17 protein-coding genes and 1 pseudogene are annotated in these 22,347 nt (G+C 71.2%); 8 read left to right on the top strand and 10 right to left on the bottom strand.

The window, feature by feature from the left end:
- Positions 1-79: 79 nt before the first annotated feature.
- On the bottom strand, positions 80-943 hold the full coding sequence (locus tag ACFYW5_RS32935) for a helix-turn-helix domain-containing protein (RefSeq protein ID WP_389420793.1): 864 nt from the start codon (positions 941-943) through the stop codon (positions 80-82).
- Between the two features lie 229 nt (positions 944-1,172).
- Between ACFYW5_RS32935 and ACFYW5_RS32940 the strand changes: the two genes are divergently transcribed.
- Positions 1,173-1,598 (top strand): hypothetical protein, encoded by a 426-nt coding sequence (locus tag ACFYW5_RS32940; protein ID WP_389420794.1) that lies wholly within the window; start codon positions 1,173-1,175, stop codon positions 1,596-1,598.
- Here the strand turns inward: ACFYW5_RS32940 and ACFYW5_RS32945 are convergent.
- Positions 1,580-2,380: a helix-turn-helix domain-containing protein gene (locus tag ACFYW5_RS32945; protein ID WP_389420795.1), complete on the bottom strand. Its 801-nt coding sequence runs from the start codon at positions 2,378-2,380 to the stop codon at positions 1,580-1,582. The genes ACFYW5_RS32940 and ACFYW5_RS32945 overlap by 19 nt on opposite strands.
- A gap of 117 nt (positions 2,381-2,497) precedes the next feature.
- On the opposite strand from ACFYW5_RS32945, the gene ACFYW5_RS32950 reads away from it, so the two are divergent.
- The 3 genes and pseudogenes from ACFYW5_RS32950 to ACFYW5_RS32960 form a co-directional block, all read left to right on the top strand.
- Positions 2,498-2,803: a 4a-hydroxytetrahydrobiopterin dehydratase gene (locus ACFYW5_RS32950; protein ID WP_389420796.1), complete on the top strand. Its 306-nt coding sequence runs from the start codon at positions 2,498-2,500 to the stop codon at positions 2,801-2,803.
- A 7-nt stretch (positions 2,804-2,810) separates the two neighbouring features.
- A complete protein-coding gene (locus tag ACFYW5_RS32955) occupies positions 2,811-3,560 on the top strand; it encodes a class I SAM-dependent methyltransferase (RefSeq protein ID WP_389420797.1) in 750 nt (249 codons plus the stop codon).
- Positions 3,561-3,866: 306 nt separating this feature from the next.
- A pseudogene (locus tag ACFYW5_RS32960) lies at positions 3,867-5,723 on the top strand (rhamnogalacturonan lyase); the annotation flags it as partial.
- Positions 5,724-5,758: 35 nt separating this feature from the next.
- On the opposite strand, the gene ACFYW5_RS32965 reads toward ACFYW5_RS32960, so the two are convergent.
- Positions 5,759-8,419: a cellulose binding domain-containing protein gene (locus ACFYW5_RS32965; protein ID WP_389420798.1), complete on the bottom strand. Its 2,661-nt coding sequence runs from the start codon at positions 8,417-8,419 to the stop codon at positions 5,759-5,761.
- A 184-nt stretch (positions 8,420-8,603) separates the two neighbouring features.
- On the bottom strand, positions 8,604-11,522 hold the full coding sequence (locus tag ACFYW5_RS32970; protein WP_389420799.1) for a glycoside hydrolase family 48 protein: 2,919 nt from the start codon (positions 11,520-11,522) through the stop codon (positions 8,604-8,606).
- 489 nt (positions 11,523-12,011) lie between these two features.
- Between ACFYW5_RS32970 and ACFYW5_RS32975 the strand changes: the two genes are divergently transcribed.
- Complete coding sequence (locus ACFYW5_RS32975; protein ID WP_389420800.1) at positions 12,012-13,724, top strand: glycoside hydrolase family 6 protein; 1,713 nt, start codon at positions 12,012-12,014, stop codon at positions 13,722-13,724.
- A gap of 127 nt (positions 13,725-13,851) precedes the next feature.
- Positions 13,852-14,727 (top strand): class I SAM-dependent methyltransferase, encoded by an 876-nt coding sequence (locus tag ACFYW5_RS32980; RefSeq protein ID WP_389420801.1) that lies wholly within the window; start codon positions 13,852-13,854, stop codon positions 14,725-14,727.
- 9 nt (positions 14,728-14,736) lie between these two features.
- Here the strand turns inward: ACFYW5_RS32980 and ACFYW5_RS32985 are convergent, their stop codons facing one another.
- On the bottom strand, positions 14,737-14,937 hold the full coding sequence (locus ACFYW5_RS32985) for a hypothetical protein (protein ID WP_389420802.1): 201 nt from the start codon (positions 14,935-14,937) through the stop codon (positions 14,737-14,739).
- 21 nt (positions 14,938-14,958) lie between these two features.
- On the bottom strand, positions 14,959-15,192 hold the full coding sequence (locus ACFYW5_RS32990; RefSeq protein WP_389420803.1) for a hypothetical protein: 234 nt from the start codon (positions 15,190-15,192) through the stop codon (positions 14,959-14,961).
- Positions 15,193-15,233: 41 nt separating this feature from the next.
- Between ACFYW5_RS32990 and ACFYW5_RS32995 the strand changes: the two genes are divergently transcribed.
- The gene (locus tag ACFYW5_RS32995; RefSeq protein WP_389420804.1) at positions 15,234-15,935 is read left to right on the top strand and encodes an SDR family oxidoreductase; all 702 of its coding nucleotides are present in this window, start codon (positions 15,234-15,236) and stop codon (positions 15,933-15,935) included.
- Positions 15,936-15,980: 45 nt separating this feature from the next.
- Here ACFYW5_RS32995 and ACFYW5_RS33000 read toward each other — a convergent pair whose 3' ends face one another.
- The 3 genes from ACFYW5_RS33000 to ACFYW5_RS33010 form a co-directional block, all read right to left on the bottom strand.
- A complete protein-coding gene (locus tag ACFYW5_RS33000) occupies positions 15,981-16,772 on the bottom strand; it encodes an aldo/keto reductase (protein ID WP_389420815.1) in 792 nt (263 codons plus the stop codon).
- 150 nt (positions 16,773-16,922) lie between these two features.
- The gene (locus tag ACFYW5_RS33005; RefSeq protein WP_389420805.1) at positions 16,923-18,749 is read right to left on the bottom strand and encodes an AMP-dependent synthetase/ligase; all 1,827 of its coding nucleotides are present in this window, start codon (positions 18,747-18,749) and stop codon (positions 16,923-16,925) included.
- Positions 18,750-18,957: 208 nt separating this feature from the next.
- The gene (locus ACFYW5_RS33010; protein WP_389420806.1) at positions 18,958-19,821 is read right to left on the bottom strand and encodes a LysR substrate-binding domain-containing protein; all 864 of its coding nucleotides are present in this window, start codon (positions 19,819-19,821) and stop codon (positions 18,958-18,960) included.
- Between the two features lie 142 nt (positions 19,822-19,963).
- Between ACFYW5_RS33010 and ACFYW5_RS33015 the strand changes: the two genes are divergently transcribed.
- Complete coding sequence (locus ACFYW5_RS33015) at positions 19,964-21,004, top strand: bile acid:sodium symporter family protein (RefSeq protein ID WP_389420807.1); 1,041 nt, start codon at positions 19,964-19,966, stop codon at positions 21,002-21,004.
- Here the strand turns inward: ACFYW5_RS33015 and ACFYW5_RS33020 are convergent.
- Positions 20,940-22,163, bottom strand: coding sequence for a DUF4185 domain-containing protein (locus tag ACFYW5_RS33020; protein WP_389420808.1), 1,224 nt, complete (start codon positions 22,161-22,163; stop codon positions 20,940-20,942). The genes ACFYW5_RS33015 and ACFYW5_RS33020 overlap by 65 nt on opposite strands.
- Positions 22,164-22,347 lie beyond the last annotated feature (184 nt).

Below are 22,347 nucleotides of genomic sequence, written 5' to 3' on the forward strand. Positions count from 1 at the left end.
AGGCCGGAGCGGGGAAGCGCACCCGCTGACGGCACCCGTACGGGTCAGACGGTGCGGGCGGGCGGGAAGCCGGGAGGGCTCAGAAGTCCGCGCGGCGGTCCCGCAGGAGCTTCCTGGTGCGGTCGGCGGTGGCGGCACTGGTGGACATGTGGTCCAGCACCTCCAGGTGCGCCGCGACCTCGGTGCGCGAGTCCAGGTACAGGGCGCCGGTCAGGTACTCGGTGAAGACCATGTCGGGCAGCTCGGGCTCGGCGAAGCGGAACAGGGTGAACGGGGCGTAGGTGCCGGGGTGCGGGCCCCGGGCGAACTCGGCGATCTGCAGGGTGACCCGGTCGCGCTCGGCGAACTCCAGCAGCTTGTCCAGCTGCGCGCGCATCACCGAAGGGTGGTCGCTCACCGGCCGCCGCAGCACCGTCTCGTCCATGATCACCCACAGGTGGGGGCGGTCCGGGCTCTCCAGCAGGCGCTGGCGCTCCATGCGCAGGGCCACATGCCGCTCGATCGCCGCGGGTCCGGTCTGGCCGATGGTGCCCGCCTCCAGCACCCCGCGCGCATAGTCCTCGGTCTGCAGCAGGCCCGGCACGAAGTGCGGCTCGTAGGAGCGGATGAGCCGCGCCGCGCCCTCCAGGCTCACGTACAGGCTGAACCAGTCCGGCAGGACGTCGTGGTACCGCTGCCACCAGCCCGGCTGGTTCGCCTCCTCGGCCAGGGAGACGAAGGCGGCCGCCTCCTCCTCGGGCACCCCGTAGGTGTCGAGCAGCACCTGCACGTACGGGATCTTCAGGGAGACCTCGGCCATCTCCATCCGCCGTACGGTCGCCGGGGCCACCCGCAGGACCTTCGCGGCCTCCTCGCGCTTGAGTCCGGCCGCCTCCCGAAGCTCCTGCAACCGCTTGCCGAGCACCACTTGCCCCACGGTCGGCGCGGGCCGCCGCTCACTCACGCCACGCCTCCCCTACGCGCCGAAGTACCCGTGCAGTGTGCCACGTTCCGCTTCCGCTCTCACCGGTTCGGCGGTGAGGCGCTCACCACTGCCCGGAACCGCATTACCCGGGAGGTAATCGACCCCGTCCCCGGGGCGCGGGATCGTAGGGGTCACCGGGCTCCGGATCGGCGCACTCCGATCCGGGGCCCGCCTCCCCTGACCCAGACCCGACGGAGGGTGATTCGTCATGTCCGCGACCCAGCTTGCCGCGCTCGCCAGGACCTCCGAGCCGGGGACCGTGCTGCGCCGGTTCCTCGCCCTCGACGCGGTGGTGACGGGCACCAACGCCCTGGCCTACCTGGCCGCGTCCGGTCCGCTGGGACGACTCCTCGGGGTCGATCCGGCGCTGCTGCTCGCCCTCGGAGCCTTCCTCGCGGTGTACGCCGCGGGCGTCGGGCTGCTCGCCTCCCGCGCCCGGCCGGCCGCGCTCGGGGTCCGGGCCGTGATCGAGGCCAACTTCGCCTGGGCCGCCCTGAGTCTGCTCGCCCTCGCGGTGTGGCTGTCCCCCACCACGGCCGGTGCCGTGTGGACCGCCGTGCAGGCGCTGACCGTCGCCGGGTTCGCCGCCCTGCAGCATCTGGCGCTGAAAAGCCGTCAGGACACCAGTTCCTGAAGGTACTTGACCGTCGCCGGGTCGGCCGGGAGCAGCGTCTCGATGGCCAGCTCGGCGACGGTCACGTCCATCGGGGTGTTGAAGGTGGAGATCGAGGAGATGAAGGACAGCGTCCGTCCCCCGTGCTCGATCCGGAGCGGCAGCGCGAAGTACGGGACCGGCTCCGCGGGTTCCTCGCTCGGGTCCTCCTCCGGCACCGGATAGGCCGCCACCTCCTCGTACAGCCTGCGCAGCGGCTGCGAGCGGTGCAGGGCGATCTGCCGCTGCATCTGCTCCAGCAGATGGCCGCGCCACTCACGGAGGTTGCGGATGCGCGGTGCCAGGCCCTCCGGGTGGAGGGTCAGCCGCATCGCGTTCAGCGGCGGAGCGAGCAGCTGCTCAGGCAGGCCGTCCAGCAGCATCAGGATGCCCCGGTTGGCGGCCAGGACGTTGTACATCGCGTCCACCACGATCGCCGGGTAGGGCTCGTAGCCCTGGATCAGCCGCTCCATACCCTGGCGCACGGCGTCCAGCGCCGGGTCGTCCAGCGGCGTCTCCGGGTAGTGCGGGGCGTAACCGGCGGCCAGCAGCAGGGCGTTGCGCTCGCGGACCGGCACGTCCAGGTGCTCGGCCAGCCGCAGCACCATCTCCTCGCTGGGCCGGGACCGGCCTGTCTCGATGAAGCTGATGTGCCGGGCCGAGGAGTCGGCGCGCAGCGCCAGTTCCAGCTGGCTGACCCGGCGCTGCTCCCGCCAGGCCCGCAGCAGCGGCCCGATGCCCCGGTCGGTGGAAGTGACGGTCATGCCACGACCGTAGACGACCCACCGGCCCCCCGGCGATGCCACCCTTTGCGACCAGGGCCCGGGCACTGGCTCTGTGGCAGTCTTGGAGGGCATCCGCAGCCCAGGAAGGAGCGGCGCATGGCCGTCGAACCGCTGTCCCAGAAGGAGATCGAGGACCGTCTCGCGGAACTGCCGGGCTGGTCGCTCGACGGGGACCGCCTCGCCCGTTCCTACTGGCTCTCCTCGCACTTCGCGGCCACCGCGATGGTCGTCCACATCGCCCAGGTCCAGGAGGAGCTCGACCACCACTCCGACCTCACGCTCGGCTACCGCTCCGTCTCGCTGACCGTGCACACGCACAGCGCGGGCGGCGCGGTCACCGAGAAGGACGTCGAGCTGGCGCGCCGGGTCGCCGAGCTGGCCCCGGGGCACGGGGCCGAGTGAGGGGCGGGTGCTCGACTACGACAAGGAAGCCGACGCCTACGACTCCTCCCGCGGCGGCGAACCCCGGGCCGCCGCGGCGGCCGAGGCGGTCCTCGGCCTGATCCCGGACGGCGCCCGGACCCTCCTCGACGTGGCCTGCGGCACCGGGATCGTCACCCGGCGGCTCGCGGCGGCGCGGCCCGCGCTGCGGGTGACGGGCGTGGACCTGACGTACGGGATGGCCCGGATGGCCGCCGCCCGGCTGCCCGGCGCGATCGTGCTGGCGGACAGCCGGCGGCTGCCGTTCCCCGACGGGACCTTCGACGCGGTGACCAGTGTGTGGCTGCTGCACCTATTGGACCGGGGCGACGACATGGGCGCGGTGGTCGCCGAGTGCGCCCGGGTGCTGCGGCCCGGCGGGGTGTACGTGACCACCGTCGACAAGGCCGCCGCCCATGACGTCGGCAGCGACATCGACGCCGTGCTCGCACCGCGCCCGCGCCGGTCCGCCCCGGACGCCTCGCCCCGCGTCGAGGCCCGCGCCGCCGAGCACGGCCTGCGCCCCGTCGCCGGCGCGCGGTTCCGGGGCGTCGGTCAGGGCCGCAGTCCTCGTGGCACCGCGGCCGACCTGCGCCGGGGCTGGTTCACCCAGCTGCCGCCCGGCACCCCCCTCACCGAACGCTTCGCCGCCGAGCTGGAATCCCTGCCCGACCCGGACCGCCGCCGCCCCGACCCGGTGTTCGGTCTGCGGGCGTTCCGGAAGCCGGGGACTCCCTGAGGGCGGGCCGCTGATACGTCGTGGCGGGACCGGGGCCGCGCACCTTCCGGGTCGGCCGGATCCTCCAACCGGCTGCCACGGCAGCGGAGTTCGACTCGCCCGGTCGTTCCCGCCGCGTACCGGGCCGGGTACCGGCGGGACTTCCAGGACCGGCTGCATCGGGGCGAGGCGCCGGGGCGGCGGACCCGGCCCAGGGCGCGCGACGCGCGTACGAAGGGGGCTCCGAACCGGCCGAGCGACGCGGCAACTTCGCGGACGGCGGTGGCGACTGAAGGGGAACGGAACCCGTCCGTCCTCCCGGGAGGTATCTCGCAGCACCCGCGCAAGCACCGCAGACGCAGCATCCTCCTGCCCGCCCTCGGCGCCACCGCGGCGCTCCTCGCCGCCGGGCTGACCTCGCTCACCGTCGCCGACCGCGCCGAGGCCGCCACCGCACGCCAGGTCGAGGCGCTGGACCGGGGTGTGGTCAGCGTGTACACCGGCAGCGGCAACCTGGTCAGCTGGCGCTGGCTCGGCACCGACCCCGACAGCGTCTCCTTCAACCTCTACCGGGCCGGTACGAAGGTCAACGCGGTCCCCATCACCGGCTCCACCAACTACTTCCACTCCGGCGCCCCCGCGCACGCCGACTACACGGTCCGCGCGATCGTGGGCGGCGTGGAGCAGGGCGACTCCGTCCACGCGATCCAGTTCCGCACCGGATACAAGGACGTCCCCCTCTCCCCGCCGGCCGGCGGCACCACACCCGACGGGGTGGCCTACACCTACGAGGCCAACGACGCCTCCGTCGGCGACCTGAACGGCGACGGCGCCCTCGACCTGGTCCTGAAGTGGCAGCCGACCAACGCCAAGGACAACTCCCAGTCCGGCTACACCGGCAACACGGTCGTCGACGGCATCACCCTCGACGGCACCCGGCTGTGGCGCATCGACCTGGGCCGCAACATCCGCTCCGGCGCCCACTACACGCAGTTCCAGGTCTACGACTACGACGGCGACCGCAAGGCCGAGGTCGCGATGAAGACCGCCGACGGCACCGTCGACGGCGGCGGCACGGTGATCGGCAGCGCCTCGGCCGACCACCGCAACTCCAGCGGGTACGTGCTGTCCGGACCCGAGTACCTGACCATGTTCAACGGGCAGACCGGCCGGGCCATGCAGTCCGTGGACTACGTCCCGGCGCGCGGCACGGTCTCCTCCTGGGGCGACTCCTACGGCAACCGCGCCGACCGCTTCCTCGCGGGCACGGCGTACCTGGACGGCTCCCGGCCCTCGCTGATCATGGCCCGCGGCTACTACACCCGGAGCGTGATCGCCGCCTGGGACTGGCGAGGCGGCTCCTTCACCCGCCGCTGGACCTTCGACACCAGTTCCTCCACCAACTCCGGCAAGGGGTACGACGGTCAGGGCTCGCACAGCCTGTCGGTGGGGGACGTCGACAACGACGGCAGGGACGAGATCGTGTACGGCTCGATGGCCGTCGACGACAACGGCAGCGGACTGTGGACCGCGCGGACCGGCCACGGGGACGCCCAGCACCTCGGGGACCTCGACCCGGCCGCCTCGGGCCTGGAGTACTACAAGGTCTCCGAGTCGACGTCCCAGCCGGCCGCGGTGTACCTCAACCCCGCGACGGGGGCGGTCCGTTGGAAGCTCGCCGCCTGCTGCGACAACGGGCGGGGAGTGGCCGCGGACGTCTGGGCCGGGAACGACGGCGCGGAGGTCTGGTCGGCCTCGGACACGAGCATCCGGGACGAGGCGGGCGCCACCAAGGGACGGGAGCCGTCGTCGGTCAACTTCCTTACCTGGTGGGACGGGGACACGGTCCGCGAACTCCTCGACGGCACCCGGATCGACAAGTACGGCACCTCGGCGGAGACCCGGCTGCTGACCGGCGCCTCGGTCCACTCCAACAACGGCACCAAGGCGACCCCGGCCCTGTCCGGTGACATCCTCGGCGACTGGCGCGAGGAGGTCATCTGGCCGACCAGCAACAACACGGCCCTCAGGATCTACTCGACGCCGCACGAGACGACCACGAGGATCACGACCCTGCTGCACGACACGGTGTACCGCACGGGTCTGGCCTGGCAAAACACCGCGTACAACCAGCCCCCGCACCCGAGCTTCTACCTCGGCAACGGCATGCCGCCGGCCCGCCGACGGGGGTGTGCCGGAATCGCCACACCCCCGCCGTCTCAGCTCACCGCGCAGTTCTGGTCGCCGACCTTGAATGTGGTCGGTTTGCCGTTCGTGCCGGACCAGTTGGCCGTGAAGCCGAAGTTCACCGACCCGCCGGCCGCCACGTTGGCGTTCCAGCCGACGTTCTTCACCGTGACCGAGGCGCCCGACTGGGTGCGCTCGGCGTTCCAGATCTGCGTGATCGTCTGGCTGTCGGGGAAGGACCAGGCCAGCGCCCAGCCGGACCAGGCGCTCGTGCCGGTGTTGGTCAGCCGCACGTCCGCCTGGAAGCCGCCCTGCCACTGGTTGGTGACCTTGTACGTCACCGCACAGGCCCCCGTGGGCCCGGGCCCGGGATCGGGATCCGTACCGCCGCCGCTGTCGGAGGAGTCCCCGTAGATGACGCCCCGGCCGTTGGTGGCGATGTAGACGCGGCCGTAGACCCTCGGGTCACCGGTGATCGCGGCGCCCGTCCAGCCCCACTGGTGGGCGTCGTCGTTGATGCGCGTCCAGGTGGCGCCCTGGTCGGTGGAGCGGAAGATGCCGCGGACCCCGCCGATCTTCGCGCTGGTGTAGAGCGTCTGGTACGAGGCTCCGGGCGCCGCCTTGCCGAACCCGATGGTGTCGGCCTGCTCGACGCCCGCGAGCTTCGTGAAGCTCGTGCCGCCGTTCGTCGACCGCCACAGCCCGTACGCGCCGTCACTCGCGCCGCCCGCCAGCCACACGTCGCCCTTGGTGCCGGGCAGCGCCTTGAAGCGGACGCTGTCGCCGCTCGGCAGCCCGGTCGCGGCGGAGGCGGCGAAGGTGGCTCCGCCGTCCGTACTGACGTAGAACTTCCCGGACTTGAAGCCGTAGAAGACCTTCGGGTCGACGCGGTCGGACTCCACGATCGCCCCCGCCGGGATGCCGGAGGACGCCGACCAGGAGGTGCCGAAGCCGGTCGTGTGGTGGACGCCGGTGCCCTGCGGGCTCCACACGAACCGGCTGCCGTCCGCCGCCGCGGCGACCGTGCCGCCCCCGGAGACACCCGAAGGGTCCGTCCCGGCGAACCAGTTGGCGCCGTTGTCGGTGGAGAACGCGATGTGCGGGCCCGAGTCCAGGTTGCCGGAGCGGACCACCGTGTTCGGGTTGGCCTCCGCGAAGTCCAGGCTGGTCGTCGAGGTGAAGTTGGGCTGCGTGAACATCATCGAGGGGACCTTGGTGAGGTCCGTGTGGCGGAAGCCGCCGATGTCACCGAGCGCGCTGAGCAGCGGGGCGCCGGACGGGGGAGAGATCAGGTCGTTGACCGCCGTCTCCTCCAGGCCCCGCACCATCGGCTTGATGGTGAACTGGGCACCGCTGTCCCAGGCGGTGAGGTTCTCGGTGCCGTAGATCGTCGCGCCGGTGCCGTACATCATGCGGTCGGAGTCGAACGGGTCGATCTCCAACGCCTCGGTCATCCAGCCGAGTTTGGGCGTCTGCTCGGGCGGGCTGGGGTTCGCGCCCCAGGTCAGCCAAGGGGAGGAGGAGACGTCCATGGTGTAGCGGTTGGCGCGGTTGGGGTACGACGTGTAGTCCCACGCCTTCGTCCAGGTGGCGCCGCTGTCGGTGGAGCGGAAGATCTGGGTGTCCGGCCACCAGGAGCTGTACGCCGTCGCCATCACCGTGCCCGGATCCTGCCGGTCGACGGTGAGGCCGCTGAAGCCGAAGTAGGTGTCGGCCTCCGCCACCGGGCTGATGTCGGTCCAGGTGCCCGTCGCCGTCGCGTACCGCCACAACCGGCCCTTGCCGCCGTCGTAGGGGCCTCCCTTGTCGCTGTACGACAGGTAGAGGTGGCCGTTCTCGGCGTCCAGCACGCCCTTGTGGGCGAGATAGCCGGTCGGCTGCCCGGCGACCCTGCTCCAGGTCGCCCCCGCGTCCGTCGAGCGGTACACGGCGTTGTCCTTGTCGGCCACGCCGACGTAGATCGTCCGGGTGGCGCTGCCGGCGGTGCCGGTGGACTCGTCGAAGGTGACCCAGACGATGCCCTGGTTGTCGGAGGCGTAGCCGCTGGTGTCGCTCGGATCCTGCACGTAATTGCCGACGTTGGGGAAGTTCGAAACCTGCGACCAGCTCGCCCCGGAGTCCGTCGACCGCCACAGGCCCTTGCCGCTCGGCGCGCCCAGGTACAGCACGCTGTTGCGGTGCGGGTCGACCGCCAGGCGCTCGCCCATGCCCCGGCCCGGCATGTTGCCGCCCAGCTTGAACGGCAGATTCGCCTTCTGCCAGCTGGCGCCCCGGTCCGCGGAGCGCAGCACGGCTCCGTTCCCCGGGTCCCAGCTGTTGGTGTACGTGCCGACGGCGGCGTACACCCGGTTCGGGTCGACGGCGTCGGAGGCGATGCTGACGACGCCGGTGTGGCCCCAGTCGTCCCAGCCCACCGAGTCCAGCAGCGGGGTCCAGGTCTTCGACGACTCCACCCAGCGGTAGGCGCCGCCGATGTCGGTGCGGGCGTAGGCGAGGTTCTTCTCGGTGCGGTTGAACACGATGCCGGGGACGAAGCCGCCGCCATCGATGCGGGCGTTCTTCCAGGTGTAGGTGTCGGCGCTGATCGACACCGTCTTCTTGGCGGGCTCGACGGCGGCGAGTGCGGGCGGCGCGCCCGACAGCAGCCCGGCCGCGAGCGCCAGGACGGCCGTGAGGATGCGGGTTCTTCGCACGGGGAGTCCTTTCCGGTGGGGGAGTTCCGGTGAGTCGTGGAAAGCGCTTTCTCAGTGCAGCGAGAGGTGCCGAGCGGTCCCCCGTGCGGGAAGGGACCGCCCGGCCGTCCGGCCTCGCCGTCAGGTGGCGAGACCTTGCACGCGGGGCTCTTTCAGGCGCCGTGGAGCGCCTGGCGGGGGCGGGTTATTCGAGCAGCTCCGCGTACGAACCCATGGCCAGGGCGATGTCCGCCTGGGCCCAGAAACGGTGGTACGTGAACGTGGGAACCGCTCCGCCCGCCAGATACGCCTCGATCTTCGACCAGGCCGGGTCGTCCTCGTAGAACGTGCGGATCGACTCGAACGTCGACGAGGAGTTGATCGCGTCGCCGTTCGGCATCGTTCCGGTCCAGCCGCTCGGGATGTGGACGCGGTCGTCGAAGCGGTTGTAGTCGGCGCGGTTCTCCGGGACGGCGATGCCCAGGGCGTCCTGGTGGTGGTCCCACATGCCGTCGAGCAGGGCCTTCGCTGTCGTCGCCGCCGCGGTGTCACCGGAGCGGTCGGCGTAGTACGTCAGGGTCTTGGCGTACGCGGCCGCCACACCGACGTCGTTGGTGTAGTCGGCGACGGTGACGTGCAGGCCCGTGTTGGCACCGGGGTTCGTGGCGTTCCAGGTGTCGGGCTGGCCCGACCACTGCAGCGTCGACGGGATCCGGTAGGTGCCGTCCGGGTTGATGGTGGTGTGCGCGATCGCCCAGTCCACCCACTTGTCGAGGACCGCCTTGGCCGCCGCGTTCCCCGTCTGCTGGTAGTACTCGGCCACCCGCTCCATCGACCACGCCTGGAAGCCGAACCACTGGTTGGACGGCGGGTCGTGGTAGACGGGCTGCTGGTCGTAGTACATGCCGTAGAAGGTCGACTTGCCGGCCGGCGGGGTCGCGTAGCGGCCCGCCCAGCTGTTGGTCGCCCCGCCCGCGATCGCGCCCTCGCTGGACTGGAGCCAGCGGTAGAACTCGATCTGCCGCTCCAGGGACTTGGCCCAGTCCGCCTGTCCCGTCGCCGACTTCGGCTTCAGGTCGGGGTAACTGGCCAGCGCGTACGCGGCCATCGGGTTCTGGTAGCCGCCGTGCGCGTGACTGGAGCCGATGCGCCAGGCCCAGCCCGCCGAGGTGTCGGTGGCACCGCCCCAGGCGTAGTACCAGGAGAGCAGGTAGTGCGAGGAGTCCTTGCCGGTGCCGGCCGGGCACGCCGACGGACCGACACAGTTGCCGATCTTCTTGAAGTACTTGTCGTACATGGCGTAGCGCAGATAGTCGCCCATCTTCGCGGCCTTGGCGACGGTCGCGGAGATCTGGCTGCCCTTGCCCTGCGCGTCGGCCCACTTGTCGGCCCAGTACGCGGCCTGCACCGCACGCGCGTCGGCGTCCGGGGCGTTGGTGAACTTCCACTGCTTGGCGTAGGAGGAGTCACCGGTGAACAGATCCAGGTAGCCGTTCGGGCCGCCGTACTTGAAGGCGTCGCAGGTCGGCTGCGGCACCGTCTCCCACACCGACTCCTGCACTCCGCGCTGGAAGGTGTTGATGTACGACGGACCGGTGTCCGACGGGCCCGCCTCGCACTTGCCGGGCGAGTTGCCGAAGCCGTAGATGTTGTCCACGTCCTGCAGCCAGTGCATGCCGTAGATCTCGTCCGTGCCGTACGCGCTCTTCAGCTCCGCCGCGATCGGGTCCGGGCCGACCGAGACCGAGGCGTCGAGCCGGGCCGGGTACTCGTTCGGGGTGTCCAGCTCGGGCGCGTAGGTCGCGGGCTTGGAGGCGTTGTAGAAGGAGTTGGTCGGCTGGTCGGCGCGGGTGGGGATCATGTACTTCTCCATGATCTCCCAGGCGCCGTTGAACTTGGTCCAGTCGCCCGTCACCTTGCCGTACATGGCCTGCAGCCACAGCAGGTAGCTGTAGGCCTCCGAGGTGGTCTCGTGGCCGTGGTCCGGCGCCTCCACGATCAGCGTCTCGACCGAGTGGTAGGGGATCCCCTCGGGCGAGAAGTAGCCGTTGGCCGGGTTGGTGATCTTCTCGTACAGCTCCAGGAAGCGGGCGTCGTACTCACCCGACGCCTCCACCTGGGTGACGGTCACCGTGGCCTTGCCGTGACCGTTCGCGGTCGACTCGAAGGTCGCCGCGCCGGTCCCGGAGGAGTCCGCGGTGATGGTCACGCGCTGTGCGGTGTTCCAGTTCGCCGGGGTGAAGGTGAGCGAGGCGCCGCCGGTCACCGACAGACCCGAATTCCCGCCGGTGCGGGCGGTGGTGACGGTCACGTTGGCCGCCGGCTGCGTCGACAGCTTGATGTCGAACGTTCCCGTCTCGCCCTGCCGTACGGCCAGTTGGTTGGTCGAGGCCACCACGGCGGGACCCGAGGCGACCGTGATGCCGACCGGCGTGGACTCCGCCGACGCGCCCAGACTGTCGTACGCCTTGGCCAGCAGCGAGTGGCTGCCCACGGTCAAGTTGGAGACGGAGAGCGAGAAGGGGGCGCTCGTGTCCGTGCCCAGCAGCCGGGTGTCGTCGTAGAATTCCACCTTGCTGATCGTGGCGTTGTCGGCGGCCGCGGCGGTGGCCGCGAGCGGCACCGCGTCCCCCTGCGAGTACACGGCACCCGCGGCCGGGCTGGTCAGCACCGTGATCGGGGGCTGATGGGCGCCGGTGCAGCGCGTGCCGTTGATCGCGAAGGAGGCCGGGGCGGCGTTGGTGCCGCTGTAGCTGAACTGCGCCCCGGTGGAGACCGCGGCGCCGGCCGCGATCCGGCCGTTGTACGGGGCGTTCTTCACCGTGATGTTCTGGCCGGACTGGGACCAGGTCCCGTTCCAGCCGTTGCTGAGCCTCTGGTTGCCCGTGTAGGCGTACGTCAGGGTCCAGCCGTCGACCACGTCGGTGCCGCGGTTGGTGATGGTCAGATTCGTGGTGAAGCCGGAGCCCCAGTCGTTGGTCTTGTAGTCGACGCTGCACTGCAGCGGCGCCGCCTGGGCGGGCGTGGTGCCCGTCGCGAGCAGCGTGAACGGAAGCGCCAGGGCGGCGACGACGGCCGTCCAGGCACGCCGTACCGCTCTTCGCCTTCGGTGTGGAGGTTGCATGTGCTGGTTCCTCCTTGCGGCTCGGAGAAGTCAAGGCTTGAACCAGTGGGAGCGCTCCCATAGTGGAGACGGGTGTGCGGGGGGTCAAGATGCTTGAAGAGTCGAAAAGATTCGACGACCACCGTCGAGCAAAAGTCGAGCAACTCCCCTGTCCCTGACGGTCACTTGGCGCTAACTTCGTTGGCACCAGTGGGAGCGGTTCCACCAGTCGACGCGTCGCTCACGACGCGCTGATCTGCAAGGAGACGCTCATGCGCCACCCCCCGCGTTCAGTACTTTTAGCCGTCACCGGAGTGATCCCCATGGTCCGGTACGAGTGTGACGGCGGTGCACCAGAGCCCTCCGCGCGCACCGCATGTCATCCGCGCTGATCACCTCCTGCGCCGGAACGTCCACGTCGTACGGCATCGGGCCGCGTGTTCTCGGCGCGCTCGACGGATGACATCCCGCAACGGACCACACCCCATGACGGAGAGGGAACCCGCACTCATGAGTCGTACCAGAACAGCGATGCTCGCCGCCCTGGCGCTGGTCGCCGGGGCCTCCGGGACGGCGTTCGCCGCCGTACCCGACGACGTCGGCACCACCGCCGTGCCCTGCACCGTCGACTACAAGGTGCAGAACCAGTGGGGCACCGGCTTCACCACCGCGGTCACGGTCACCAACAACGGCGCCGCCAAGAGCGGTTGGGCGGTGAAGTGGTCGTACGCCGGCAACCAGAAAGTCACCAACGGCTGGAACGCGAAGATCACCCAGAGCGGTACGGCCGTCACCGCCGCCAACGAGTCCTACAACGGCACCCTGGGCACCGGCGGTTCGGTCAGCTTCGGCTTCCAGGGCTCCTACAGCGGCAGCAACGCCGTCCCCGCCACCTTCACCCTGGACGGCGTGACCTGCAACGTCGACGACGGCGGCGGCACCGGCCCGGACCCGGACCCCGATCCCGGCAACCGCGTGGACAACCCGTACGCCGGCGCCAAGGTCTATGTGAACCCCGAGTGGTCCGCGAAGGCCGCCGCCGAGCCGGGCGGCAGCCGGATCTCCAACCAGCCCACCGGGGTGTGGCTCGACCGGATCGCCGCCATCAACGGCGTGAACGGCGGCATGGGCCTGCGCGACCACCTCGACGCGGCCCTGACGCAGAAGGGCAGCGGCGAGCTCGTCGTCCAGCTGGTCATCTACAACCTGCCCGGCCGCGACTGCGCCGCCCTCGCCTCCAACGGCGAGCTCGGCCCGACGGAGATCGGCCGGTACAAGACCGAGTACATCGACCCGATCGCCGCGATCCTCGCCGACCCCAAGTACGCCGGGCTGCGGATCGTCACCACCGTCGAGATCGACTCCCTGCCCAACCTCGTCACCAACACCGGCAGCCGCCCGACGGCCACTGCGCAGTGCGACGTGATGAAGGCCAACGGCAACTACGTCAAGGGCGTCGGCTACGCGCTCAGCGAGCTTGGTGACGTGCCCAACGTCTACAACTACGTGGACGCCGGGCACCACGGCTGGATCGGCTGGGACGACAACTTCGCGCCGTCCGCCCAGGTGTTCAAGGAGGCCGCGACCGCCGAGGGCGCGACCGTGAACGACGTCCACGGCTTCATCACCAACACGGCCAACTACAGCGCCCTGAAGGAGAACAACTTCACCGTCAACGACACCGTGGCCGGCAAGTCGGTCCGCGAGTCGAAGTGGGTCGACTGGAACCGGTACGTGGACGAGCTGTCCTTCGCCCAGGGCTTCCGCAACCAGTTGGTCACCGTCGGCTTCAACAGCAGCATCGGCATGCTGATCGACACCTCCCGCAACGGCTGGGGCGGCTCGGCCCGGCCCGCCGGTCCCGGGGCGACGACCAGCGTCGACACCTACATCGACGGCGGCCGCTACGACCGCCGCATCCACATCGGCAACTGGTGCAACCAGTCCGGAGCGGGCCTCGGCGAGCGACCCCAGGCCGCCCCGGCCGCCGGGATCGACGCCTACGTGTGGATGAAGCCGCCGGGTGAGTCCGACGGCGCCAGCCGGGCGATCCCGAACGACGAGGGCAAGGGCTTCGACCGGATGTGCGACCCGACGTACACCGGCAACGCCCGCAACGGCAACAACCTGTCCGGTGCCCTGCCGGACTCCCCGCTGTCCGGGCATTGGTTCTCCGCCCAGTTCCAGCAGCTGATGCGGAACGCCTACCCGCCGCTGCCGTAAGCGGCGGACCTCGCCGGGGCCCGGGAGGGCCGGGCCCCGGCACCCTTTTGCGGTTGCGGCAACATCGTTTGCCTTTCGACGGTGCGTCGGCGCACGCTGGCGCCAACCGGAGGAGAGGCTGACCACCATGGCGCACCAGCACGCGCACCACCACGACCACACCGACATCGACTGGGCCGACATGGCCGGGCACCTGGAGACCCAGGCCGAGCTGTACACGCCGCTGACCGAGCACGCGCTCGCCTGGCTGGGCGGAAAGCAGTCCGAGCCGGGTCTGATCGTCGACGCGGGCAGCGGCCCCGGTGTCGTCTCCTGCATGCTCGCCGACGCCTTCCCTGGTGCCCGGGTCGTCGCGGTCGACGGCTCCGGGCCACTGCTGGAGCGGGCCCGCGCCCGCGCGGAGCGGCTCGGGGTCGCGGACCGCTTCGGCACGATCGCCGGCGACCTCCCGGACGCCATGGCCGAGCTGGACTATCCGGCCGACCTGATCTGGGCCAGCTACAGCCTGCATCACCTCGGCGACCAGCAGGCGGCCCTCGCGGCCTACGCCGAGCGGCTGGCGGCCGGTGGCACGCTCGCCCTGGTGGAGGGCGGTCTGCCCACCCGCTTCCTGCCCCGCGACTTCGGCATCGGCCGGCCGGGCCTTCAGGCGCGGCTCGACGCGTTGCAGGAGGACTGGTTCAGCGAGATGCGGGCCGGGCTGCCGGGCAGTGTCGCGGTGGCCGAGGACTGGCGGGCGCTGATGTCGGCCGCCGGACTGAGGCCCACGGGCTCGAGGACCTTCCTGCTCGACCTGCCCGCTCCGGCGCCCGACCGGGCGCGCGCGGTCGCCGCGGACACCTTCGGCCGGTTCCGTGAGATCTGCGGTGACGCCCTCGACGCCACCGACCGGGCCACCCTCGACCGGCTCCTGGACCCGGACGACAAGGCGAGCGTGCACCACCGCCCGGACCTGTTCGTCCTGGCCGCCCGTACGGTGCACACCGCGGTGCGCCCGGCCTGATCCCGGCGCTCAGCAGCCGCCCGGCCGGGCGTGGACGGTGACGCGCGCGCCCTGGAGGCTGCGGGTGCCGCACTCCACGAAGTACCGGTCGAGCACCCGGCGTTTGGTGCTCTCCTGAGCCGTCCGGTCGACGGGCTGCCCGGCCGGATCGCGGACCGACACCACGCGGCGCGCCGCGAGCAGGCGGGCGCGGATCTCCGGGGCGGGCAACTCCGTGCCGTACAGCGTGCGTTAACCGGACGGCGAGCCCTTCAGCGCCACATCGCGCAGGCCGTGCACGGGCGACGGGTCGGCCGGGGTCCACACCCGGCGCCGGCACGGCATGAACACGATCGCGTCGGCGTCGGCCGAGGTGTGTGCCCGGGCTGCGGGTGGGGTGAGGGAGACCGAGTGGCGCCGCCGTCTGCCCTCGGTGCCGTACCGCGAGACCTGCGGCGACCGCCCTTGACTTGGAGAGCGCTCCAACTGATGAACTCCCCCTCACCGAACGACAACAGGGGGTAACCATGACCGACTCTCCGGTCGCACTCATCACCGGCGGCGGCAGCGGCATCGGCGCCGCCGCGGCGCGTCGGCTGCTGGACGCCGGGCACCGGGTGGCCGTCACCGGCCGCGGAGAGGCCCGGCTGCGCGGCTTCGCCGAGGAACTCGGCGATCCCGAGGGGCTGTTGACGATCGTCGGGGACGCCGCGGACCACGAGCACATCCAGGGCGCGGTGGACACCACGCTGAAGCGGTTCGGGCGCCTCGACACGGTCGTCGCCAACGCCGGCATTGCCACCCACGACTCGGTCGCCGAGGGGGACCCGGCCGGCTGGCCGGAGATGATCCTGACCAATGTCCTCGGACCGGCGCTGCTCATCCGCGCCTCGATCGACGCCCTGAAGGAGACCCGGGGCCGGATCGTGCTGGTCGGCAGTGTCGCCGGGTTCGTGCACACGCCGGGCAACCTCTACGGCGCGACCAAGTGGGCGGTGACCGGGCTCGCCGAGAACACCCGCCGTGAGGTGACCGAGTGGGGCATCGGCGTGACGCTGATCGCGCCGGGCAGGGTGGAGACGCCGTTCTGGGACAGCTACGGCAGCCTGCCGCCCGGGCATCTGCTCACCGCCGACCAACTCGCCGACTCGATCGTCTGGGCGATCCGCCAGCCGGACGGGGTCGACGTCAACACCGTCGTCGTACGGCCGGTCGGACAGCCCAACTGACCGGCCCGGGCGGTCCGGTGACCCGGACCGCCCGCGCCGCACGCGTCAGACGACGTCGAACGTCGCCGGGTCCGGACCGATCCGGCGGTCCTCGTTCAGCGCGCTGATCGCCGCCAGGTCCTCGTCGTCCAGGCGGAAGTCGAACACGTCGATGTTCTCCTGGATCCGGGACGGGGTGACCGACTTCGGGATCACCACATTGCCGAGCTGGAGGTGCCAGCGCAGCACGACCTGGGCCGGGGTGCGGTCGTGCTTCCGGGCGATGGCCACGATCGCCGGGACCTCCAGCAGGCCCTTGCCCTGGCCGAGCGGCGACCAGGCCTCGGTGGCGATGCCGTGCTCCGCGTGGAACGTGCGGGAGGCGTGCTGCTGGAGGTGCGGGTGCAGCTCGATCTGGTTGACGGCCGGGACGACGGACGTCTCGCCGATCAGCCGCTCCAGGTGCTCCGGCAGGAAGTTGGACACGCCGATCGCCTTGATGCGGCCGTCGGCGTGCAGCTTCTCGAACGCCTTGTAGGTGTCGACGTAGGTGTCCCGGGCCGGCAGCGGCCAGTGGATGAGGTACAGGTCCACGTAGTCCAGGCCGAGCTTGGCCAGCGACGTGTCGAAGGCGCGCAGGGTGGTGTCGTACCCCTGCTCGGAGTTCCAGAGCTTGGTGGTGACGAAGAGGTCCTCGCGGGGGACGCCGGAGGCGGTGATGGCCTTGCCGGTGCCCTCCTCATTGCCGTAGATCGCCGCTGTGTCGATGCTGCGGTACCCGGCCTCCAGAGCCGTGCTGACCGCCTGCTCCGCCTCGTCGTCCGGCACCTGCCAGACGCCGAAGCCCAGCTGGGGCATCTCGACGCCGTTGTTGAGGATGATCGGGGGAACCTTGCTCACGAGCTCGTGATCCTTACGGTTGTCGTCAAGTGGTACTCCCATCGTCAACGATCACGGGCCGCGATGCATTCCTGATCGCGCAATCCGTCCGGAGTCCGTCCTGAACTCTCAGGCCTGGTACAGCGCCGCCACCTCGCCGGCGTAGGCCTTCTCGATCGCCCTGCGCTTCAGCTTGAGCGAGGGGGTGAGCAGGCCCTGCTCCTCGGTGAAGGGCTGGGCGAGGATCCGGAAGGTACGGATCGACTCGGCCTGCGAGACCAGGGTGTTGGCGGCGACCACCGCGCGCCGCACCTCCGCCTCCAGGTCGGCGTCGCGCACCAGTTCGGCCGGGGGCGGCCGCCGCTTGCCGCGCATGGCCAGCCAGTGGTCCACTGCCTCCTGGTCGAGGGTGACCAGGGCCGCGATGTAGGGGCGGTCGTTGCCGACGACGACGCACTGGGCGACCAGCGGATGGTCGCGGACCCGCTCCTCCAGCACGCCCGGCGAGACGCTCTTGCCGCCCGAGGTGACCAGGATCTCCTTCTTGCGCCCGGTGATGGTGAGATAGCCGTCCTCGTCGAGGGAGCCGAGGTCGCCGGTGGCCAGCCAGCCGTCGTGCAGGGTCTCGTCGGTGGCCTTGGGGTTGTTGAGATAGCCCTGGAAGACGTTGGCGCCGCGCAGCCAGATCTCCCCGTCGTCCGCGATGTGCACGCTCATCCCGGGGATGGGCTGTCCGACCGAGCCGTAGCGGGTGCGCTCGGGCGGGTTGGCGGTGGCCGCCGCCGTGGACTCGGTCAGGCCGTAGCCCTCGTAGATGTGCACGCCCGCGCCCGCGAAGAACAGGCCGAGCCGGCGGTCCATCGCCGAGCCGCCGGACATGGCGTGCCGGATCCGGCCGCCCATCGCGGCCCGCATCTTGCCGTAGACGAGCTTGTCGAAGAGCTGGTGCTGCATGCGCAGGCCGGCCGAGGGGCCGGGCCCGGTCCCCCACGCCTTGGCCTCCATGGCGTCCGCGTACTTCACCGCGACCTCGACGGCCTTCTCGAAGGCACCGGCCCGGCCCTCCTTCTCGGCCTTGCGGCGGGCGGCGTTGAAGACCTTCTCGAAGACGTACGGCACGGCGAGGAAGAAGGTCGGCCGGAACGCGGCGAGGTCGGGCAGCAGGGCGGCGGCGTTCATCTGCGGCTGATGGCCGAAGCGGACGCCCCCGCGGACCGCGGCGACCTGCACCATACGGCCGAACACATGCGCGAGCGGCAGGAAGAGCAGGGTCGCCGCCTCGTCGCCCTTCTTCGAGTGGAAGACCGGCTCCCAGCGCTCGATGACGGTGTCCGCCTCGTACATGAAGTTGCCGTGGGTCAGGACACAGCCCTTGGGGCGGCCGGTGGTGCCGGAGGTGTAGATGACGGTCGCGACCGAGTCGGGGGTGACCGCCTGGCGGTGCCGGTGCACCACCTCGTCGTCGAGGTGGGCGCCGGCGTCGTACAGCTCCGGGACGCAGCCCGCGTCCAGTTGCCACAGCTCGCGCAGCCGCGGCAGCCGGTCGATGACCGTGGCGATGGTCATCGCCTGGTCCTCGTGCTCGACGACCGCCGCCGAGACCTCCGCGTCGTGCAGCATCCAGAAGCACTGCTCGGCGGAGGAGGTCGGGTAGACCGGCACCACCTGGGCGCCGATGGTCCACAGGGCGAAGTCGAAGAGGGTCCACTCGTAGCGGGTGGGGGACATGATGGCGACCCGGTCGCCGAACCGGACGCCCCGGGCGAGCAGCCCCTTGGCCAGGGCGAGCACCTCGTCGCGGAACTCGGCGGAGGTCACGTCCCGCCAGTGCCCGGCGTCGTCCTTGCGGCCGAGGGCCACATGCGCCGGGTCCTCCCGGGCGCGCTCGAACACCACGTCGGCCAGTCCGCCCACCGGCGGGGCCGACGCCGACGGAGGGTTGGTGAACTCGCGCAAACCCCGCTCCCTGCTGTCGACGCTCCGCACAGAGCCGTGAAAGCTACCCCACGCTCCTGTCTGACGGGAGGGGGCAAAAAGCCGGGCGGGGCCCGGGTATGCACAGTTCTAGGGGCGGAAATGCGCTTACATGGGGAAGGGTCGGACAGAAAACTGACCGTCGAGTAAGTTTCGGTGCCGTAATCTCCACCGAATCTGTACGAGCACATCAGCGGCGGTGCAGTCGCTCCCCGCCCGCCAGGATCGCCGCCGCCAGCGCCTCGGCCGCTCCCTGGGCGGTCGTCCGCCGCTGCCCGTGGACCAGCACGAAGTCCACCCGGCCCAGCTCCGGCAGCCCCGACCGCTGCGCCATCCTGACCAGCCCCGGCGGGATCAGCCCCCGCGAGTGCGCCATCACGCCCAGGCCCGCCCGGGCCGCCGCGATCAGGCCGTTGAGGCTGCCGCTGGTGCACACGATCCGCCACTCCCGACCCTGGCGCTCCAGGGCCTCCAGCGCCAGGGCGCGGGTGATGCCCGGGGGTGGATAGACGATCAGCGGCACCGGGCGGTCCGCCTCCAGCCGCAGCCGCTCCGCCCCGATCCACACCAGCCGGTCGTGCCACACCAGCTCGCCCCCCGGCTCCTCGGGACGCCGCTTGGCGAGGACCAGGTCCAGCTTTCCGGCGGCCAGCTGCTCGTGCAGGGTGCCCGAGAGCTCCACCGTCAGCTCCAGGTCGACCTCCGGATGCTCGTACCGGAAGCCCTCCAGGATCTCCGGCAGCCGGGTCAGCACGAAGTCCTCGGACGCGCCGAAGCGCAGGCGCCCGCGCAGCCGGGTCCCGGTGAAGAAGGCCGCCGCCTGCTCGTGGACCTCCAGCATCCGCCGGGCGAAGCCGAGCATCGCCTCGCCGTCCTCGGTCAGCTCCACCGAGTGGGTGTCCCGGGCGAAGAGCTGCCGCCCCGTGGCGTCCTCCAGCCGCCGTACGTGCTGGCTGACCGTCGACTGGCGCAGCCCGAGCCGCCGGGCGGCCTGGGTGAAGCTCAGCGTCTGGGCGACCGCCAGGAACGTGCGCAGCTGGGAGGGGTCGTACACGCCCCCAGACTAGCGCGGCTATCGCGGAATGTGATGACAGTCAGAACGGTATGCCGGATTCCCGATCAGGCTGCCGGGGAGGACGATGGGGAGGGCACGACCGTGCCCTCGGACCGGACGTACAGCGAAGTAGTGGAGCACAGTGAAACGCCTGCGATGGCCGCGTCGGCTGCCGATCGACCCGTACGTCCTGCTGCTGCTCGGCACGGTGGGGCTGGCCGCCCTGCTGCCGGCGCGCGGGACGGGGGCCGAGGTGGCCTCCGGTGCCTCGACAGCGGCGATCGCCTTCCTCTTCTTCCTGTACGGCGCCCGCCTCTCCACCCGGGAGGCGCTGGACGGACTGCGCCACTGGCGACTCCACCTCACCGTCCTGGCCTGCACCTTCGTCGTCTTCCCGGTGCTCGGCCTGGCGGCCCGCGGACTCGTCCCGGTGCTGCTGACCGACCCGCTCTACCAGGGCCTGCTCTTCCTCACCCTGGTGCCCTCCACCGTCCAGTCGTCGATCGCGTTCACCTCGATCGCCCGCGGCAACGTGCCCGCCGCCATCTGCGCGGGTTCCTTCTCCTCGCTGGTCGGCATCGTCGCCACCCCCCTCCTCGCGGCGAGCCTGCTCGGCGGCGCGGGCGGCGGCTTCTCCGCCGACTCCGTGCTGAAGATCGTGCTACAACTGCTGGTGCCGTTCCTCGCCGGGCAGGTGCTGCGCCGCTGGATCGGCGGCTTCCTCACCCGCCACAAGAAGGTCCTCGGCCTGGTGGACCGCGGCTCCATCCTGCTCGTCGTCTACACCGCCTTCAGCGAGGGCATGGTCCAGGGCGTCTGGCACCAGGTCAGCCCCGCCCGGCTGGCCGGACTGCTCGCCGTCGAGGCCGTGCTGCTCGCCGTGATGCTCACGCTGACCTGGTACGGCGCCAAGGCGCTGCGCTTCGGCCGGGAGGACCGGATCGCCATCCAGTTCGCCGGCTCCAAGAAGTCCCTCGCCGCCGGGCTGCCCATGGCGAGCGTCCTGTTCGGCGCGCACGCCTCGCTGGCCGTGCTGCCGCTGATGCTCTTCCACCAGATGCAGCTGATGGTGTGCGCGGTGATCGCCAAGCGGCGCTCCCGCGACCCCGTCACGGAGGTCACCCCCCGGCCGCCAGCCGGAGGGTCACGAACCGCGGTCGGTACAGGGCGACGTTCCGGCTGAGCTGGGCGGCGGCGCCGGTGGTCTCCAGCCAGTTGACGTCGTAGCTGAGCACCAGCCGCCCGTCCTCGCTCAGTTCGGGGTGCGTCTGCGGGTTGTACGCGGCCACCTGCCCGTCCGGCAGGGAAGGGCTGAAGTCCTTGGCCGGCCCGTGCCAGGGCCCGGTGGGCGAACAGGACCAGTACGAGGTCACGGTCGTCAGCCCCGCCCCGCCCGCCGCCATGGTGAACAGCACATACGTCCGCCCGTCGCGCACCACCGAGAAGGCGCTGCCCACCCCGGTGCGCCGCTCGTCCCCGAGCACCGGACGCGGGCGGACGCCCACCGCCCACTCCTCGCCGTCCCAGTACTCCCAGGCGCCCGGATCGGCGAGACCGCCCTCGGGGACCCGGGCGACGTACGCCTGCGACGCCGGACGGGACACCGCCCGGCCGTCGTCGCCGCCGAAGACGTAGGTGAAGCCGTCCTCCTCCAGCAGCGTCGTGCCGAACAGCACGCGCCGGGACGGATCGGGGACCTGCTGCTGGTCGAGGACCTTGACCGTCGACTCGACGCGCAGATCGGGCAGCGAGAGCGTGGCGACCTCGGTGGCGGTGGGCACGCCGTAGATCCACGGCGACTGGCCGTTCGTCCGCACCCACAGCAGTACCCGCAGGACCTGTTCCGAGGAGCCGGGGGAGCGGGGCTCGACGCGTGCCGCGACCGGCCAGCGCCACTGGCCCGGCGCGGGATCGGGGAAGAGGGGAGCGGGCAGGGTGCTCTCCAGCCGCCCGTCCCGCATCACGACCGCCGAGTTCCGCACCATCGGCGCCGTGGTGTCCCGCCAGGCGTACGACTCACCGACCGGGTTGGGCGGGGCGTGCACCTGGCCCAGATAGGTGTCCGAGAACAGCCACAGCACCCGTCCGTCCGGCAGTCGCACCGAGTGGGTGCCGTCACCGCCGGTCCAGTCGTCGGTGCGCGAGGCGTCGTTGCCGTAGCGCGCGAACTCCGAGGTGAGCCGCTGATCGGCGGACCAGGCCCGGACGGTACGGGGTGCGCAGGCGCCGTCCGTGTCGTCGTCCTCGGGAAGCGCGGTGAGCAGCACGGCGCCGAGAACGAGGGCCAGCAGCAGACCGAGCCCCGTTCCCGTGCGGTGGCGTACGCGTGCGTCGTCGGGCACGTTCCGGGACGTTAGTGGCAGGAGCGCACCTGGTCCATGGCGCCTCCGAAGACACCCCGGCCCTGAACGGGCCAACTGACGCCAACAGGGTGCGACACGAAGTCGCTCCAAGTAAGTGAGGACAGCCATGTGAAGGAGGAATCGATCGGCTGAACTTCGGGCCAGTGTCCAGGGCCCGTCCCCG

Source organism: Streptomyces sp. NPDC002779, from assembly GCF_042888685.1.
Lineage (GTDB): Bacteria > Actinomycetota > Actinomycetes > Streptomycetales > Streptomycetaceae > Streptomyces.

Coding starts and splice junctions, on each gene's coding strand:
- ACFYW5_RS32940 (WP_389420794.1), top strand. CDS start 1,173: ATGTCCGCGACCCAGCTTGCCGCGCTCGCCAGGACCTCCGAGCCGGGG.
- ACFYW5_RS32950 (WP_389420796.1), top strand. CDS start 2,498: ATGGCCGTCGAACCGCTGTCCCAGAAGGAGATCGAGGACCGTCTCGCG.
- ACFYW5_RS32975 (WP_389420800.1), top strand. CDS start 12,012: ATGAGTCGTACCAGAACAGCGATGCTCGCCGCCCTGGCGCTGGTCGCC.
- ACFYW5_RS33000 (WP_389420815.1), bottom strand. CDS start 16,772: ATGCCCCAGCTGGGCTTCGGCGTCTGGCAGGTGCCGGACGACGAGGCG.
- ACFYW5_RS32945 (WP_389420795.1), bottom strand. CDS start 2,380: ATGACCGTCACTTCCACCGACCGGGGCATCGGGCCGCTGCTGCGGGCC.
- ACFYW5_RS32980 (WP_389420801.1), top strand. CDS start 13,852: ATGGCGCACCAGCACGCGCACCACCACGACCACACCGACATCGACTGG.
- ACFYW5_RS32970 (WP_389420799.1), bottom strand. CDS start 11,522: ATGCAACCTCCACACCGAAGGCGAAGAGCGGTACGGCGTGCCTGGACG.
- ACFYW5_RS32995 (WP_389420804.1), top strand. CDS start 15,234: ATGACCGACTCTCCGGTCGCACTCATCACCGGCGGCGGCAGCGGCATC.